Source organism: Bacillus sp. SIMBA_154 (assembly GCF_046536015.1).
In the GTDB taxonomy this organism is placed as follows: domain Bacteria; phylum Bacillota; class Bacilli; order Bacillales; family Bacillaceae; genus Bacillus; species Bacillus pumilus_P.
On record NZ_JAWJBV010000014.1, the window covers coordinates 1 to 15,878 of the forward strand.

Below are 15,878 nucleotides of genomic sequence, written 5' to 3' on the forward strand. Positions count from 1 at the left end.
TGGGGGTTTCCCCCTGTGAGAGTAGGACGCCGCCAAGCTTTTCTAAGGATCAGTTCCAGACGGAACTGGTCTTTTTTCTGGTACTTGAAAGAAAGTCTATCTGATTTCATTTGTTTTATGAACGATGGCAGCGTCACCTCATTTACAAGCGAAACGCTTTGAAAACAAGGAGAAAGCACATTGAGCGTGTTGAAACCTTGTCTATGGAGAAAACAATAGAGAGATAGAGTAGTAGGTTGTCTAAGACACTGCATACAAATTCATTTAAATGGAAATGTATAAGCCTATTGCTATTTCATTAATATATTACGCCTATCAATGAACTATAAGGAATATCTATATCATTAAAGTATAAAAATGATGGGGAGCTGATATTTCAGAAGGAATTGAATGTTTTTAAAGAGAATAAAGAGTGGAGAGGTTTAGCTGATAAACATTGAATTGCAGCAGTTTTGACAGGGGAAATGACTATTATTTATGAAAAGAAATGCGTAACGAAAAATGAAATAAAATTTTTTTAATATAGCCTTTACAAATGAGTAAAACCTGTATATAATAATCTTTGTCGGATCGAGAGATTCCTACATAGTGGAGGATTAGCTCAGCTGGGAGAGCATCTGCCTTACAAGCAGAGGGTCGGCGGTTCGAGCCCGTCATCCTCCACCATATTTATTCTTACATAATGTTAGGATAGATAAAGCCGGTGTAGCTCAACTGGTAGAGCAACTGACTTGTAATCAGTAGGTTGGGGGTTCAAGTCCTCTTGCCGGCACCACTTTCATATGGTAAGATAGACAAGTCGCTTTTAAAGCGAGCCATTAGCTCAGTTGGTAGAGCATCTGACTTTTAATCAGAGGGTCGAAGGTTCGAGTCCTTCATGGCTCACCATTTTCATGCGGGTGTGGCGGAATTGGCAGACGCGCTAGACTTAGGATCTAGTGTCTTTATGACGTGGGGGTTCAAGTCCCTTCACCCGCATAGCCAAACAAAATAAAGAAATCCTGTAATGCGGAAGTAGTTCAGTGGTAGAACACCACCTTGCCAAGGTGGGGGTCGCGGGTTCGAATCCCGTCTTCCGCTTATACCATCCACGCCGGGGTGGTGGAATTGGCAGACACACAGGACTTAAAATCCTGCGGTAGGTGACTACCGTGCCGGTTCAAGTCCGGCCCTCGGCATTATACAATAAGCGCCCGTAGCTCAATTGGATAGAGCGTTTGACTACGGATCAAAAGGTTAGGGGTTCGACTCCTCTCGGGCGCGCCATTAAGATCGGGAAGTAGCTCAGCTTGGTAGAGCACTTGGTTTGGGACCAAGGGGTCGCAGGTTCGAATCCTGTCTTCCCGACCATCTTTTATGGGGCCTTAGCTCAGCTGGGAGAGCGCCTGCCTTGCACGCAGGAGGTCAGCGGTTCGATCCCGCTAGGCTCCACTTTTTAAAGGATTATTTTTATCATGGCGGTGTAGCTCAGCTGGCTAGAGCGTACGGTTCATACCCGTGAGGTCGGGGGTTCGATCCCCTCCGCCGCTATAAAGGACCTTTAGCTCAGTTGGTTAGAGCAGACGGCTCATAACCGTCCGGTCGTAGGTTCGAGTCCTACAAGGTCCACCATCTATACGGAGGAATACCCAAGTCCGGCTGAAGGGATCGGTCTTGAAAACCGACAGGGGTGTCAAAGCCCGCGGGGGTTCGAATCCCTCTTCCTCCGCCATATTTTTTAAAAACCATATCATCGCGGGGTGGAGCAGTTCGGTAGCTCGTCGGGCTCATAACCCGAAGGTCGCAGGTTCAAATCCTGCCCCCGCAACCAAATTTTTTTCTTATCTCTATATTGGTCCGGTAGTTCAGTTGGTTAGAATGCCTGCCTGTCACGCAGGAGGTCGCGGGTTCGAGTCCCGTCCGGACCGCCATTTTTAAATGAAATACATGGCTCGGTAGCTCAGTTGGTAGAGCAACGGACTGAAAATCCGTGTGTCGGCGGTTCGATTCCGTCCCGAGCCACTTTTACAAATAAATATTGACAGTATGGCGGTTGTGGCGAAGTGGTTAACGCACCAGATTGTGGCTCTGGCACTCGTGGGTTCGATTCCCATCAATCGCCCCATACATATTTTTGCGGGTGTAGTTTAGTGGTAAAACCTCAGCCTTCCAAGCTGATGTCGTGGGTTCGATTCCCATCACCCGCTCCATTTGTATATCGTTCATGGGCCTGTAGCTCAGCTGGTTAGAGCGCACGCCTGATAAGCGTGAGGTCGGTGGTTCGAGTCCACTCAGGCCCACCATGATCTTCCGCAGTAGCTCAGTGGTAGAGCTATCGGCTGTTAACCGAGCGGTCGTAGGTTCGAGTCCTACCTGCGGAGCCAAAATGGAGAAGTACTCAAGTGGCTGAAGAGGCGCCCCTGCTAAGGGTGTAGGTCGCGCAAGCGGCGCGAGGGTTCAAATCCCTCCTTCTCCGCCATTTATCTGGCCCGTTGGTCAAGCGGTTAAGACACCGCCCTTTCACGGCGGTAACACGGGTTCGAATCCCGTACGGGTCATTTTTAAAAGAGATCTATGAAAGATCTCTTTTTTATTTTCATCAAAACGAAAGACCGCCATCATCGCGGTCTTTTTTACATATTCATGGAATAGATCGTATAAGACAAGTATGTCGCAAAGAATCCCCATAAGACATAAGGGATTAGTAAAATAGAAACGACTTTACTGAGCTTACGTGAGACGATGACAAGTGCGAGTGCTGTCAGTGCAACAAGCAGGCAGTCAATGGTAGCGGCAAACAAATCTTTTTGTGTAAATTGAAAAAAGCTAAAGGCTTGATTGAAGACATAATTTAAAAGAAAAAGAATCCAAAACGGTAAAGTGATTTTTTGAAATCCATACTTCCCATAAATAATCGCTGCGGACAACGAGATGAGAGCAAATAAGACAGCCCACACAGCTCCAATCACACCCCCACTAAGTGTCCATTCCGGTTTGTTTAATGCATCATACCATTCTCTGTCAATAGGGAACAAGAACCCTGCAATAGAGAATAGTGCGTATGTAATAAAGAAGACGATAATCGCCCAAATGATACTTTTTCTAGCCATCAAGAATCTCCTCCAATCAAATTCACTCTTAAAGTGATTTCCCAATTATTACATGATATAAACATAAAGCCCCCAATATGAGGGGCCTATTGATTTTTTTCTGTATAAGGTTCTTCTTCGTACGGCTTCAAGTCACCAAACACCGTCATGACGCCTTCTTCATCTAATGCATCTTCATAGGCTTCGTGTGCTTTATTCGGATACATCTTGCTTGCTTTTCCTTCGAGATCAGCAGCTGCGAATCCTTCATAGTCTTCAACATAATCTTCATCTTCTGATTGTGTATACACATCATCGTATGTCTCGGGAGGAAATTCCATATCGGACGGGGTATCAGAGTTGCCGTAGCGTTCTACGTCTTGATATGCATCTTCTCCATCGTAGGCAGCACTTTCTTCATTTTCAAATTGTCCTGATGGTGGATTTAACAAATCCTCTTCAATGGGACGATTTTGTGAAACGGTCTGCTCTTTTGAATGCTCTGTGCATGTGACGGCGGTAGGCAAGGCCTCTAAGCGTTCTTTAGGAATAGGGGCTTTACATACCTTGCACACACCATAAGAGCCGTCTGCGATTGCTTGGAGTGCTTCATTGATGTCTGACAAATGTTCATGTGCCAAACTGTTTAAGGCAATATCTTTTCCGCGCTCGAACAGTTCTGTTCCTTGGTCTCCAGGATGGTTGTCATAGGCAGACAGTTCTCCGACTGCATCATAAGGAAATGATACTTTTTGTTCATCGTCATGGCTATTGGCTTCAATTTCTTGTTTTTCATCGAGAAGTCTCTGCTTCAAATGATGTAATTCGTCTTTAGACAACAATGCGATCATCCTTTCATATCAAACATATTGTTAGTATGAGCAATTTTGCATGTAAGACTTGTTCCAATTTGAAGCAATTCCTCATAAAAAACGCCTGCGGCTGCAGGCGTTGTATGTTACGCAATATAATATTGTAATATCAATGCGATCGTTAACAGGAAACCGAAAAATGTATTGGTTTGAGCTGTAGACTTCATGGCATTCATTAATTCAATTGGCTTTTCTTTTTGCTTAAACTCTTTAATGGCTGTATATGCTTTCGGCACACTGAGTAAAACAAGAAGGCTCCAAAGGCCAATGATATCTGTGAGGATATAAACAAAAATGAGTACGTATGATACCAAAAACATGGAAAGTAGAATGTTCACTGCAGCTTTTCGTCCAGCAAGGATAGCAAGTGTTTTACGTCCATTTTCCTTATCGCCGTCTAAATCCCGGATATTGTTCGACAGTAAGATGGCTCCAACTAAAATAGAAATCGGCAATGACACGAGAACAGCTGTTGACGTCAGTGTTCCTGTTTGGATATAGAAACTAATAAGGATGATTCCTAATCCCATAAAAGCACCTGACACAAGTTCTCCAAATGGTGTATAAGCAATTGGTACAGGTCCACCGGTATAGAAATAGCCTGCTGCCATACAAATAAGTCCTATAAGTGCAATCCACCAGCTAGACATCATGCAAATATAAATCCCAAGGAATAGAGAGAGTGCGAATAATGCATAAGCGAGGCTGAGAACTGTTTTTGGCTTCACACCATTTCTAACAATGGCGCCGCCGATGCCGACAGATTTCTCATTGTCCAACCCGCGAACATAGTCAAAATACTCATTAAACATGTTCGTTGCAATTTGGATAAACATAGATGCAAATAGCATAGCTAAAAATAGGCCAACATGTATTTGACCACTCGGAAGTGCTAGAACAGTTCCTAAAGTAACGGGAATAAATGCGGCTGTTAATGTATGCGGTCGTAATAAATTCCACCAAATCCGCCAGTTCTTATCAGGCTTAATCGGTGAAAGCTGATCTGTTATCGATTGATGCTGCATAAAATATACTCCTTTAAATAAAAAAATACGTACACGTCCAAATTCCAGTTTAGCAAAGTTCAAAAAGGTGTCAATATATTGATGCGATGAAACCTGAAAAAGATGTTTGCTAATCGTTGCCATATAGAGAGAAAGCTTAATCTTGGGACAAATCTTGCCATTTTTCTTTAGATGCTCTCGTTTCGATAAGCGGGAGCGAAAAAATCTTGAAAGCGTGATATAATAAGGATTCGAGGTTTTAAAAGCTGTTTTCTTTACTAAGTTCATCTGTTAAGGTTTATAATAGAAAAACAGGTCATTCGACATACTCGAATGTTCATGTATTTTTCACATGATGGTTTTATTTTTTTATGTTATTTCATGGATTTTGGAGGAATGTATCATGGTGACAACAGTGCAAAGTACTTTCCGGCAGGAAGCGCTTGCGACATTAGAAGAAGCGAATAACGTCAACCATGCTGTTTTGATAAGCTACTCCAGAAGAGTTGACGATCTGGATCCTCTTGCCTTTTTCCAAAGCGGCGAAGCGGATTTTTTAGGCGAGCGTTTTTTTTGGTCTGATCCAGAAAGCCAAATGATATTTTCTGGACTTGGCAGAGCGGCCGTCATTAAATCATCTGAGCAAGGCACGGAACGATTCGAGACAGTTCATCATGAATGGGAACAGCTAAAACAGCACATGTTCCATTTTCATGATGAGAAGGAGTTAAAGCATGCGGCTGTTGGTCCGCTTTTATTTGGAGGATTTTCATTTGATCCGTATGAAGAGAAGGCGCGTCACTGGGAAGCATTTGGCGAGGCTCATCTTTTTGTGCCATCTATGATGCTGACTGTCTCAACAGAAGGCACGTTTCTTACGATCAATGAATGGAAGCAGGTGGACGGGAATGTTCATCAGCTCATTCAAGAGTTAGAACAGAAAGCTTCTCGTTTCGAGACATTGCCGGTACGAACTGATGGACAAGCTGAGCTAGTTCATATGGAAGAGCTGGATGTGAAGGAATGGATGAAGGCGATCCATGAAGCGACAGAGCACATTCGTGCGAACGAATATGAAAAGGTTGTTTTAGCAAGAGAAGTCTTGCTTCACTATAAAAATCAAATTGAACTTGCTCCACTATTAGCAGAATTATTAAAGCACCAAACGACGAGTTATGTATTTGCTATAGAACAGGGAAGACAAGCGTTTGTTGGGGCCACACCGGAACGTTTAGTCAAAAAAAGCGGTGATGAAGTCTTTTCATCATGCTTAGCAGGTTCCATTGTACGCGGGAAAGATGAAATCGAAGATCAAGCATTAGGTGAGGAACTGCTTCACGATGAGAAGAATTTGATTGAACATCAAATTGTCGTCAATATGATTGAGCAAGCATTTGAGGCAAACTGCCATCACGTGCATAAACCTCATCAACCAAGTCTTTATAAAACAAAAAACATTCAGCATTTATTTACACCGATTGTAGGAGAAATCAAAAGCAGCTGTTCCCTCTTTTCATTAATAGAGCAGCTCCATCCAACGCCAGCATTAGGAGGATATCCGAAGGAAAAGGCGGTTGAGGTGATCCGTGAAATTGAACCGCTGAAACGTGGTTGGTATGCCGCACCGGTTGGCTGGATCGATTCTCAGGACAACGGAGAATTTGCTGTAGCGATTCGGTCAGGTCTTATTGAGGAAGAACATGTTCGTTTGTTCGCTGGCTGCGGAATTGTCGAGGATTCCCTTGCAAAGCAGGAGTACGAGGAAACGCAAGTGAAATTAAGACCAATGCTGTCTGCTCTTGGAGGTCGTCCGATTGAATAATCACATCATGACAACATATATTGGCAGATTGATGGATGAATTTGTACAAGGTGGTGTGAAGGAGGCGGTTGTCTGTCCTGGTTCCCGTTCAACCCCGCTTGCGATGCTGGCTCTTGCCCATCAAGACATCCATGTCCATGTGTTAGTGGACGAACGGTCTGCTGCTTTTTATGCGCTGGGTCTTGCGAAAGCGAGTCAAAAACCAGTGCTGCTCATTTGTACATCAGGTACGGCAGCTGCTAACTTTTACCCAGCCATTGTAGAGGCTCATTATTCCCGGGTACCACTCATTGTTTTAACTGCTGATCGGCCGCACGAATTGAGGGAAGTTGGGGCTCCTCAAGCGATTGATCAGCAATTCTTATTCGGTAAGTTTGTTAAATGGTTCACAGACTTAGCATTGCCTGAAAAAAGTCAAACGATGCTGCGGTATGTACAGACTGCTGCCGCTAGAGCAAGTCACATCTCAAAGCAGGAGCCTAAAGGACCTGTTCAGGTCAATGTGCCACTGAGAGAACCATTGGTACCTGATCTGTCTATTGATCCTTTTCATAGAGAAGCAAAAGAAACGAAAAATGTATTAGCAGCAGGTCAGGCTTTCCCAAACGATCATGTCATGTCTGAATTAGTGTCAATTCTGAACCAATCCACAAGAGGGCTGATTGTTGCTGGTGAACTTCATACGAAGGAAGAGCAAGAGGCAGTGATACGTCTTTCGAAAGCCTTTCATTTTCCCATTTTAGCTGACCCGCTTTCTCATTTACGAAATGGGCATGAAAATGAAGGGTTGATTATCGATGCGTATGACTCTTTATTGAAAGATGAAGCATTACAGCAGCATCTATTGCCTGATATGGTGATTCGTTTTGGACCGATGCCTGTGTCTAAGACTTTATTCAAGTGGTTGGAAAAGCATGCAGAAGTGAAGCAGATTGTGGTAGATGCTGGCGGAGGTTTTCGTGATCCTGGATTAAGTGCATCATACGTGATTGAAAGTCATGTGGCTACTTTTGTAGGTGAAGTCTTAAATAGAGCGGATCAACGAGAGGATACAAATTACTTAAACTGCTGGCAACGTGTCAATTCTTCTTTTAGAACGCATGCAGCCCAATATTCTGATGAGGACCTGGCATTCGAGGGAAATGTGTATCGTCAGCTTCAGCACCTCTTGCCAAAGGAGAGTGTGCTTTTTATCGGAAATAGTATGCCGATTCGTGATGTGGATACATTTTTTGAAACTCAGTCGACACCTTTTCGTATGATGGCGAATCGCGGGGCAAATGGTATTGACGGCGTTGTGTCCACAGCACTTGGAACGTATGCGGCTTTGAAACAACCGATCACCCTGGTCATTGGAGACTTGTCTTTTTACCATGATATGAATGGGCTTCTTGCCGCTAAGCTGATGGAAATTCCACTGACGGTTGTTTTGTTAAACAATGATGGTGGAGGAATCTTTTCTTTCCTTCCGCAGGCATCTGATGAACCGTATTATGAGAAACTCTTCGGTACGCCGACTGGGCTGAATTTTGAGTATGCATCGAAGTTGTATGGGGGAACCTATTCGAAGCCAACAACGAAGCAAGAATTACACGATGTGTACATGACGCATATACATGAGCCTGGCCTTCATTTAATCGAAATTGAAACAGACCGGCATTCCCGTGTAGCCAAGCACCGCCAGATGATGGATGAGATTTTAGGAGAAGTGAAAAAAGAATGCCTTCTCTCATAATACGAATGCGTGATGGTGTGGCGTATGAGGTGGTGGATCAAAACCCATCGGCTGAGAATGCCACGTTATGCTTACACGGTTTCACAGGGAGTGCAGCCTCTTGGCAGTTCTTGAATGCCTATATGGAGAATACAAGATTGATTCAGGTCAGCTTGCTTGGTCATGGCCGCACGGACTCGCCAGAAAGCGTGAGAAGATATGCGATGTCGCAGCAGCTGGCGGATCTTGCAGAGATTTTAAATCAATTAAAGCTTCACAAAGTGAATATTCTCGGATATTCTATGGGAGGGCGTATTGCTTTATCATTTGCCTCCCGTTATCCAGAACGTGTAAACAAACTGATTCTTGAGAGTACTTCTCCAGGAATTCACTCTTTCAAGGAGCGGATGACAAGGCTAAAGCAGGATCATCAGCTGGCTCAAAAGATTAGACATGAAGGCTTAACTCAGTTTGTGGATTTTTGGGAGAACATTCCGCTGTTTGCTTCGCAGAAATCCTTATCAGCGGGCAGGCTGGCTCAACTGAGAGAGGGAAGGCTAAAATCCAATCCCCTTGGGCTAGCTCGCAGCCTAGAAGGCATAGGAACAGGTTCACAGCCGTCTATGTGGCAGGCACTAAAGCATATCAAACTGCCTGTTTTGTTCATATGCGGAACGCTTGATGAAAAGTTCTGTCATATCGCCAAACGTATGCAGCAGGAGCTTGAAGGCAGTCAATTAACATTGGCAGAGCATGTAGGGCATACAGTTCATGTGGAACAGCCACATTTTTTTGGTAAAATAGTAAGTGAGTTTATTTTAGCGCAAGATTAAAGGAGGAAATATTGATGGCTATTGAATGGCAAACTGAGCGTCAGTATGACGAAATTTTATATGAAACGTATCATGGGATTGCAAAGATCACCATTAACCGTCCACATGTACATAACGCGTTTACACCAAAGACCGTCAGTGAATTAATTGATGCATTTTCACGCGCTCGTGATAATTCTGATGTTGGTGTGATCGTACTTGCAGGTGCTGGAGGTAAAGCATTCTGTTCTGGTGGAGACCAAAAAGTACGCGGCCATGGCGGCTATGTAGGAGACGATCAAATTCCGCGTCTAAACGTATTAGACTTACAGCGTTTGATTCGTGTCATTCCAAAACCAGTCATTGCGATGGTTGCAGGTTATGCGATTGGCGGGGGACATGTTCTTCATATCGTTTGTGATCTGACAATTGCAGCAGACAATGCCATTTTTGGACAAACAGGACCAAAAGTAGGCAGCTTTGATGCTGGTTATGGCTCAGGCTATCTTGCACGTATTGTTGGTCATAAGAAAGCGAGAGAAATCTGGTACTTATGCCGTCAATACAATGCACAAGAAGCGCTTGATATGGGACTTGTCAACACAGTTGTACCATTAGAGCAGCTTGAAGAAGAAACAGTGAAGTGGTGTGGGGAAATGCTAGAAAAGAGCCCGACTGCTTTACGATTCTTGAAGGCTGCATTTAATGCAGATACGGATGGATTAGCTGGAATTCAGCAATTTGCAGGGGATGCGACACTTCTTTATTACACAACAGATGAAGCAAAAGAAGGACGCGATTCCTTTAAGGAAAAACGCAAGCCGGACTTCGGTCAGTTCCCGCGTTTCCCTTGATTCAATGATATGAATGAAAACAGCTTAGTGCATCAGACTAAGCTGTTTTCTTTTACGAAAAGGAGGTGTCATGATGAAGCAACCCAATTGGCTGCTGCACCGTGCCTATTTAACGCCAGACCGAGTCGCGCTCATTTATCAAGATAAAAAGTGGACATTTCGCGAATTAGCCTTTGAAGTAGATGAGCTTGCAAATAGACTTGCACGTACATCACTGAAAAAAGGGGAGACGGTTGCGCTTTTGATGAACAATCATCCTCAAATGGTGATGCTTGTTCATGCTTGTTTTTTATTAGGATTAAAAATCGTGCTATTGAACAATAAGTTAACAAAAACTGAAAGACTCTATCAGCTTGTAGATTCAAAAGCCAAGGTTTTATTAACAGAACCTGTTTATGCGAAGGATCATGATGGTGATTTACCTGTTTATACAATGGAAACTTTACCTGAAGCTGATCAAGATCATGAAAAGAAAATCGAGAAAGACTTTGATTTGAATGAAACAGCGACCATCATGTATACATCTGGAACGACAGGGCGTCCAAAAGGGGTGGAGCAAACGTTTGGCAATCATTTTCATAGTGCTGTTTCCTCTGCACTGAATGTAGGCATCAGAGAGGACGACCGCTGGCTCATTGCGCTGCCCCTTTTTCATATAAGCGGCTTATCAGCTCTATTTAAATCTGTTATATATGGCATGACCGTCGTGCTTCATCAAAAATTTAACGTTGATGAAATAAAGGATTCAATTGAACAGCATCGTGTGACAATGATATCAGTTGTTCAAACGATGTTATCCCGTTTATTAAGCAGGCTAGAAGAATGTCCGTCTTCTTTACGCTGTCTTTTATTAGGCGGAGGACCTGCGCCGTATGCAATGCTTCAAGAGAGCAAAGAGAAGGGCTTTCCTGTGTTTCAATCGTACGGTATGACGGAAACCTGCTCACAAATTGTGACACTTGCGCCTGAATTTAGTGTAGAAAAGCTTGGATCTGCGGGAAAACCTCTATTTGGATGTGAACTGAAGATTCAAAGTGGAGAACGCACTTGTCGACCTTTTGAGCATGGTGAAATTATGGTCAAAGGTGCAAATGTAATGAAAGGTTACCTTCACCGTGAAGAAGAAACCGCTGCTGCTTTTGATCAAGACTGGCTGAAAACAGGGGATATTGGCTATGTGGATGAGGAAGGGTTTTTATTTGTGCTCGACCGACGTTCAGATTTAATTATTTCTGGTGGAGAGAATATTTATCCTGCGGAAATTGAAGCGGTTCTCTTAACACATCCGTATGTAAAAGAAGCCGGAGTGACGGGTATATATGATGATAGATGGGGAGAGGTACCTGCTGCCTTTCTTGTGACAGACCATAAGATACCTGAGAATGAGCTCTATGCTTTATGTCAGTCGCATTTAGCCAAGTATAAATGGCCAGCTGCTTTTCACTTTGTGGACGAGCTGCCAAGAAATGCGTCGAATAAATTGCAGAGGCACAGACTCAGGATCAAAGGGGTTTTTTTAGATGATTCAAATTGAACGAGTGATATTATATCATGTCACGATGAAGCTCAAGCAGCCATTTACAACAAGTTTAGGCACAATCTCAGAGCGTGAGTTTATTATTGTCGAGGTAAAAGATCAAACAGGATTGACTGGGTGGGGAGAGGTGTCTGCCTTCTCTTCCCCGTGGTATACAGAAGAAACAATCGAAACCTGTTATCACATGCTAAGGGCTTTCTTTATTCCCAACGTGCTGACGCGTTCTTTTACACACCCTTCAGAAATTCCAGACAGCCTGTACCACTTTAAAGGCAATAGAATGGCCAAAGCGGGAATTGAAGCGGCTGTTTGGGATATTTATGCGAAGCGTGAGAATAAGTCCTTACGCGACGTATTAGGCGGCAAGAAAGAGAGAATTCCATCTGGTGTTGTGGCGGGTTTAGGACCCATTGATGAAATGCTTCAGCAAATTCAGCAATATGTTGACCAAGGCTACCAGCGTGTGAAGGTGAAGATTAAGCCGGGACAAGATATTGGACTCCTTCAAAAGATAAGAGAGTCTTTCCCTGATCTTCCGTTAATGGCGGATGCAAACTCTGCCTATGAATTAAAGGATATTAGTAAACTGAAGCAGCTTGATGACATTCGATTATTAATGATTGAACAGCCTTTAGCTGCAGATGATATTGTGGATCATCGTCATTTGCAAAAGCATTTAAAAACACCTATTTGTTTGGATGAAAGCATTTGTTCTTTAGACGATGCCCGAAAAGCTGTAGAACTAGGCAGCTGTCAGATTATTAATGTGAAGCCTTCACGAGTTGGTGGGCTGACAGAAGCACTTAAAATTCATGCGTTTTGTAAGGAGCATCAAATTCCGTTATGGTGCGGGGGGATGATTGAAACAGGCATTTCCCGTGCGCAGAACGTGGCACTTGCTTCGCTTCCGCAATTTACAATCCCAGGTGATATTTCAGCTTCGTCAAAATACTGGGAGCAGGATATCATTTTTCCTGAAATCAAAGTTGAAAACGGGTTTATTGAGGTTCCTCGTTCACCAGGAATGGGTGTGGAAGTTGATTATCAAGCGCTCCGTTCTTTCTCAGATAAAATTGACGTGTTCACAAAACATGATTTTGTAAAATGAAAACGAGATCATCACCTTTTGCACATCCAATAGAAAATATGTATAGTGGGGGAAAGTTTTTCCTTCCTGTCTGAAAAAAAGAAAGAGCGGTGATCCGCTCTTTCTTACTCTTCTGCCAGCTCGCTGTCGTAAGCAAGCTGTCCAATATACTGATGCATCTCATTAGGCATGTTTGTTACATGACCATATTCATAATCCCAAAGGTTTAAAAAGGAGTGAGCTGCCTGATAAAATGCGGCTTCGTCCGCGTCATGAATTTCGTCAAAAAACGTTTGAAGCAGCCGATCGTGTTTCAAAGTGAAGCGCCTCCTTTAATGAGACTTAAAGATCTTGTGGTTTAAACGTTTTACAATCAGTTTCTTCACTTTTCGCAGCCGTATTTCCTGTGTGGCTGACGACATAGATTGCATCTGCTCCACAGCGATTTCCATCATTCCAATAGGAACAGTTATTTACTTCACAAAGGATTTTTTGACTCATACAGATGACCTCCTTTTGAGTATGTCTTTCGTTTATAATGTAACCGAAATGAACGTCGTCCATTCATGTTAATCTTCCTGGCGAATATAGCGCTTATCCCTCATAAACAATTTCCAGAAGAGATAGAACCCAGGAAATAAGATGATGAAACCTACAATATACGTTATAAATAATGCCCTAAATGTGACAGGGTCTGTAAATCCAGACATGATTGTAATATCTGGATAAGCCATATAGGGCAAATGAGCACGTCCATACACATAGCTTGCTAAGAAATATTGAATGGTAATCGCAATGACGGCTAAACGTGGTCTCCCTTTCCGATGCTTAAATCGGCTGTTTGGTATAAATAGAGCCAATCCCGCAAGCAAAAACATGAGCAGGGAAACAAGAAGAATTGGGATGTTCTCCATCATTTTTGAGAACAGCCAATTGGCCTCGCTTCGTAGTGTCAGCATGATAAAGAGGGCCATCATGAGAGAAAGTGGACCCGTAATGAGTGCTCCCCTTCTATAAATGCTGTAGGCTTCGTTTTCATCTGCCACATTAGAGAAATCAGCTAAAAGCAAAGATGAGAGAAAAAGGGTGCTGAAAATCGCAAAGCCCACGAAGGAATAGACATTTGCACTTGTAAAGACCAGTCCTAGATCTAACGAGTAGACGTTGTTCTCCTGAAAGATAAATCCACCATGGGTAATCGGGAGAACCATGATGAGGATGGACGGAATGATAAAGCCGCTAATCCCTGAAATGTATGTGACGGCTTTCCGGTATTTTTTAGGCAGTGAATGAGAAAATACGAGAAACCCGCTTCGCAGTGCAAGAAGCAATAAAATGATGCTGCCCGGTATTAATAAAACGGTGCCAAGCACAAAGGTTGCGCCTGGAAACAGGCTAAACAATGCGACGACGATGGCCACAATGAATACGTTTGTCACTTCCCATGTTGGAGAGAGGTACTTATTTGCAATATTAGCGGCCTTTGTTTGCTCTCTATTCATATAAATCATCGACCAAAATCCTGCGCCGAAATCCATTGATGCCATCACTGCGTAGATAAAAACGAATCCCCATAAGATGGTGATTGCAATAAGCGCATCAGTTGTAACATCCATTTGCATCAAGATCGCTCCCTTTTTAAGATTCTGTTAACCGTAGGTCTTCTTCAATTGAATGTTTTCTAAAGTAGTACGTTAGTACAATAACGGTTGCTATGCCTAAAATGAGATAGACAATGGCAAAAAGGATGAAGAGTGTCCCAATAGAGCCTGATGACGTGACGACCTCTGAGGTTTTGAGCATTCGATAAATGACCCATGGCTGGCGGCCTGTACATGCAAAGATCCAGCCGAATTCAATGGCCAAAAGACTAAGTGGTCCGCCGAATAAGTAAAGAAAAAGGAGCCACTTCGGATAATGTTCACGTTTTAAAATTTTACGGTAGAGCAGTGCTAACACAGCAAATAGAATGAGCACTGATCCAATAATGACCATTCCGTTAAATAACGTGTGAATAAATAAAGGCGGCCACTCGTCTCTAGGAAAATCATTTAAGCCTTTGACCACTGTATCAAAGCTATTTCCTGCGAGAAAACTAAGGGCCCAAGGGATTTCTATAGCACCTTTAATTTCCTGCGAATCGACATCAGTAAAACCACCTATTGCAAGAGGCGCGTGTGATTGGGTTTCAAATAAACCTTCTGCACCCGCTAACTTTTCAGGCTGATATTCATACAGGAGCTGAGCGGATTCGTGACCGTTTAAAGCTGTAAGAAAAGAGAAAAGTCCACCTACAATGAGTCCAAGAAAAAGGGCTTTTCGATGAAACGAATAGAGCTTCTCATTCTTTCTTGTTTTGAGCATTTTAAAAGCAGCCACTGAAGCAATCACAAAGGCACCTGTTGTAAAAGCAGACAGCACGACATGTGTAGCGGTCACAACAAAACTTGGATTGAAAAAGGCCTTCCAAGGCTCAATATTTGTGATTTCTCCATTGACCATCTGAAAGCCAGCAGGTGTTCCTTCAAAAGCATGTACGTTTGTAATCAGAATTGCTGAAGCGGCTGCGCCGATCACAACAAAAATAACGGTAATGATGCGCATAGCAGGTGAGAGGCGATCCGCTGCGTACACATAAATAGACATAAATAATGCTTCAATAAAAAAAGCATAGATTTCAATCTGAAATGGAAGTGACATGACCTTTCCGATGACCTCCATAAAACCCGGCCATAGAAGGGCAAGCTGCGTACCGGCAATTGTACCAGTTGGAATGGCGACGCCTAATAGGACAGCCTGTGCCTTTGTCCACCGCTTGGCCATGACTGCATAATGCGGGTCTTTCGTTTTTTGGAAGATGAGTTCAGCTAATAAAATCATTAGCGGGATTCCGACGCCAAGCGAGGCATAAATAATATGAAAGCCCATTGTTGTGCCGAACAGGCTTCTAGCTAAAACGAGATCAGTCAATTTTTTCTCCGCCTTTCTTATCGCTTCTCTTTTTCATGATGCTTATTATTCTCCACCATTTTTAGATTATTCTTCCTGACTAAGAAAGCTTGTTTTTTGACAAGTTGTAAAAGAGGGAGTAGAATATAATTATAAAAC

The 15,878-nt window shown here is 43.1% G+C and carries 13 protein-coding genes and 21 tRNA genes; 27 read left to right on the top strand and 7 right to left on the bottom strand.

Annotated features, from left to right (window positions below; genetic code table 11):
- Nucleotides 1–590: 590 nt before the first annotated feature.
- From R0K30_RS16050 to R0K30_RS16150, 21 genes are all read left to right on the top strand, one after another.
- Nucleotides 591–666, top strand: a tRNA-Val gene (locus tag R0K30_RS16050).
- Nucleotides 667–699: 33 nt separating this feature from the next.
- Nucleotides 700–775: transfer RNA gene (locus R0K30_RS16055), tRNA-Thr, on the top strand.
- A gap of 37 nt (nucleotides 776–812) precedes the next feature.
- Nucleotides 813–888 (top strand) — tRNA-Lys (locus tag R0K30_RS16060).
- A 7-nt stretch (nucleotides 889–895) separates the two neighbouring features.
- A tRNA-Leu gene (locus tag R0K30_RS16065) sits at nucleotides 896–978 on the top strand.
- A 30-nt stretch (nucleotides 979–1,008) separates the two neighbouring features.
- Nucleotides 1,009–1,080 (top strand) — tRNA-Gly (locus R0K30_RS16070).
- A gap of 12 nt (nucleotides 1,081–1,092) precedes the next feature.
- Nucleotides 1,093–1,178 (top strand) — tRNA-Leu (locus tag R0K30_RS16075).
- Between the two features lie 11 nt (nucleotides 1,179–1,189).
- A tRNA-Arg gene (locus R0K30_RS16080) sits at nucleotides 1,190–1,266 on the top strand.
- 7 nt (nucleotides 1,267–1,273) lie between these two features.
- Nucleotides 1,274–1,350: transfer RNA gene (locus tag R0K30_RS16085), tRNA-Pro, on the top strand.
- Nucleotides 1,351–1,358: 8 nt separating this feature from the next.
- Nucleotides 1,359–1,431, top strand: a tRNA-Ala gene (locus R0K30_RS16090).
- Between the two features lie 25 nt (nucleotides 1,432–1,456).
- Nucleotides 1,457–1,530 (top strand) — tRNA-Met (locus tag R0K30_RS16095).
- A 4-nt stretch (nucleotides 1,531–1,534) separates the two neighbouring features.
- Nucleotides 1,535–1,611, top strand: a tRNA-Ile gene (locus R0K30_RS16100).
- A 7-nt stretch (nucleotides 1,612–1,618) separates the two neighbouring features.
- Nucleotides 1,619–1,711: transfer RNA gene (locus tag R0K30_RS16105), tRNA-Ser, on the top strand.
- Nucleotides 1,712–1,733: 22 nt separating this feature from the next.
- Nucleotides 1,734–1,810, top strand: a tRNA-Met gene (locus R0K30_RS16110).
- 23 nt (nucleotides 1,811–1,833) lie between these two features.
- Nucleotides 1,834–1,910: transfer RNA gene (locus R0K30_RS16115), tRNA-Asp, on the top strand.
- Between the two features lie 18 nt (nucleotides 1,911–1,928).
- Nucleotides 1,929–2,001, top strand: a tRNA-Phe gene (locus R0K30_RS16120).
- A gap of 27 nt (nucleotides 2,002–2,028) precedes the next feature.
- Nucleotides 2,029–2,104: transfer RNA gene (locus R0K30_RS16125), tRNA-His, on the top strand.
- Between the two features lie 11 nt (nucleotides 2,105–2,115).
- Nucleotides 2,116–2,189 (top strand) — tRNA-Gly (locus R0K30_RS16130).
- Between the two features lie 16 nt (nucleotides 2,190–2,205).
- Nucleotides 2,206–2,282, top strand: a tRNA-Ile gene (locus R0K30_RS16135).
- A 6-nt stretch (nucleotides 2,283–2,288) separates the two neighbouring features.
- Nucleotides 2,289–2,363 (top strand) — tRNA-Asn (locus R0K30_RS16140).
- Nucleotides 2,364–2,367: 4 nt separating this feature from the next.
- Nucleotides 2,368–2,458 (top strand) — tRNA-Ser (locus R0K30_RS16145).
- A 7-nt stretch (nucleotides 2,459–2,465) separates the two neighbouring features.
- Nucleotides 2,466–2,537: transfer RNA gene (locus tag R0K30_RS16150), tRNA-Glu, on the top strand.
- 75 nt (nucleotides 2,538–2,612) lie between these two features.
- Here the strand turns inward: R0K30_RS16150 and R0K30_RS16155 are convergent.
- The 3 genes from R0K30_RS16155 to R0K30_RS16165 all read right to left on the bottom strand — a co-directional run bounded on the left by R0K30_RS16155 (nucleotide 2,613) and on the right by R0K30_RS16165 (nucleotide 4,965).
- The gene (locus R0K30_RS16155) at nucleotides 2,613–3,089 is read right to left on the bottom strand and encodes a TspO/MBR family protein (RefSeq protein WP_410611684.1); all 477 of its coding nucleotides are present in this window, start codon (nucleotides 3,087–3,089) and stop codon (nucleotides 2,613–2,615) included.
- An 86-nt stretch (nucleotides 3,090–3,175) separates the two neighbouring features.
- A complete protein-coding gene (locus R0K30_RS16160) occupies nucleotides 3,176–3,910 on the bottom strand; it encodes a TraR/DksA C4-type zinc finger protein (protein WP_410611686.1) in 735 nt (244 codons plus the stop codon).
- Nucleotides 3,911–4,026: 116 nt separating this feature from the next.
- Entirely contained in the window at nucleotides 4,027–4,965 is a 939-nt protein-coding gene (locus tag R0K30_RS16165) for a 1,4-dihydroxy-2-naphthoate polyprenyltransferase (protein WP_099728584.1), read from the bottom strand.
- 382 nt (nucleotides 4,966–5,347) lie between these two features.
- Between R0K30_RS16165 and R0K30_RS16170 the strand changes: the two genes are divergently transcribed.
- The 6 genes from R0K30_RS16170 (at nucleotide 5,348) to menC (ending at nucleotide 12,791) form a co-directional block, all read left to right on the top strand.
- Nucleotides 5,348–6,766: an isochorismate synthase gene (locus R0K30_RS16170; RefSeq protein WP_099728585.1), complete on the top strand. Its 1,419-nt coding sequence runs from the start codon at nucleotides 5,348–5,350 to the stop codon at nucleotides 6,764–6,766.
- A complete protein-coding gene (gene menD, locus R0K30_RS16175; protein WP_410611689.1) occupies nucleotides 6,759–8,501 on the top strand; it encodes a 2-succinyl-5-enolpyruvyl-6-hydroxy-3-cyclohexene-1-carboxylic-acid synthase in 1,743 nt (580 codons plus the stop codon). The genes R0K30_RS16170 and menD overlap by 8 nt, the downstream gene beginning before the upstream one ends.
- Nucleotides 8,486–9,313: a 2-succinyl-6-hydroxy-2,4-cyclohexadiene-1-carboxylate synthase gene (gene menH, locus R0K30_RS16180; protein WP_249705358.1), complete on the top strand. Its 828-nt coding sequence runs from the start codon at nucleotides 8,486–8,488 to the stop codon at nucleotides 9,311–9,313. The genes menD and menH overlap by 16 nt, the downstream gene beginning before the upstream one ends.
- Before the next feature lie 14 nt (nucleotides 9,314–9,327).
- Complete coding sequence (menB, locus tag R0K30_RS16185; RefSeq protein ID WP_034325142.1) at nucleotides 9,328–10,146, top strand: 1,4-dihydroxy-2-naphthoyl-CoA synthase; 819 nt, start codon at nucleotides 9,328–9,330, stop codon at nucleotides 10,144–10,146.
- A 70-nt stretch (nucleotides 10,147–10,216) separates the two neighbouring features.
- Nucleotides 10,217–11,680, top strand: coding sequence for an o-succinylbenzoate--CoA ligase (locus R0K30_RS16190; RefSeq protein WP_410611692.1), 1,464 nt, complete (start codon nucleotides 10,217–10,219; stop codon nucleotides 11,678–11,680).
- Nucleotides 11,667–12,791 (top strand): o-succinylbenzoate synthase, encoded by a 1,125-nt coding sequence (gene menC / locus R0K30_RS16195; RefSeq protein ID WP_099728589.1) that lies wholly within the window; start codon nucleotides 11,667–11,669, stop codon nucleotides 12,789–12,791. The genes R0K30_RS16190 and menC overlap by 14 nt, the downstream gene beginning before the upstream one ends.
- Nucleotides 12,792–12,895: 104 nt before the next feature.
- On the opposite strand, the gene R0K30_RS16200 is transcribed toward menC, so the two are convergent.
- The 4 genes from R0K30_RS16200 to R0K30_RS16215 all read right to left on the bottom strand — a co-directional run bounded on the left by R0K30_RS16200 (nucleotide 12,896) and on the right by R0K30_RS16215 (nucleotide 15,740).
- Complete coding sequence (locus R0K30_RS16200) at nucleotides 12,896–13,087, bottom strand: hypothetical protein (protein ID WP_099728590.1); 192 nt, start codon at nucleotides 13,085–13,087, stop codon at nucleotides 12,896–12,898.
- A gap of 25 nt (nucleotides 13,088–13,112) precedes the next feature.
- On the bottom strand, nucleotides 13,113–13,271 hold the full coding sequence (locus tag R0K30_RS16205; protein WP_099728591.1) for a DUF1540 domain-containing protein: 159 nt from the start codon (nucleotides 13,269–13,271) through the stop codon (nucleotides 13,113–13,115).
- A 68-nt stretch (nucleotides 13,272–13,339) separates the two neighbouring features.
- Complete coding sequence (locus tag R0K30_RS16210) at nucleotides 13,340–14,386, bottom strand: cytochrome d ubiquinol oxidase subunit II (RefSeq protein ID WP_410611769.1); 1,047 nt, start codon at nucleotides 14,384–14,386, stop codon at nucleotides 13,340–13,342.
- Between the two features lie 22 nt (nucleotides 14,387–14,408).
- Nucleotides 14,409–15,740, bottom strand: a complete 1,332-nt coding sequence (locus R0K30_RS16215; RefSeq protein ID WP_230031100.1) for a cytochrome ubiquinol oxidase subunit I — start codon at nucleotides 15,738–15,740, stop codon at nucleotides 14,409–14,411.
- Nucleotides 15,741–15,878 lie beyond the last annotated feature (138 nt).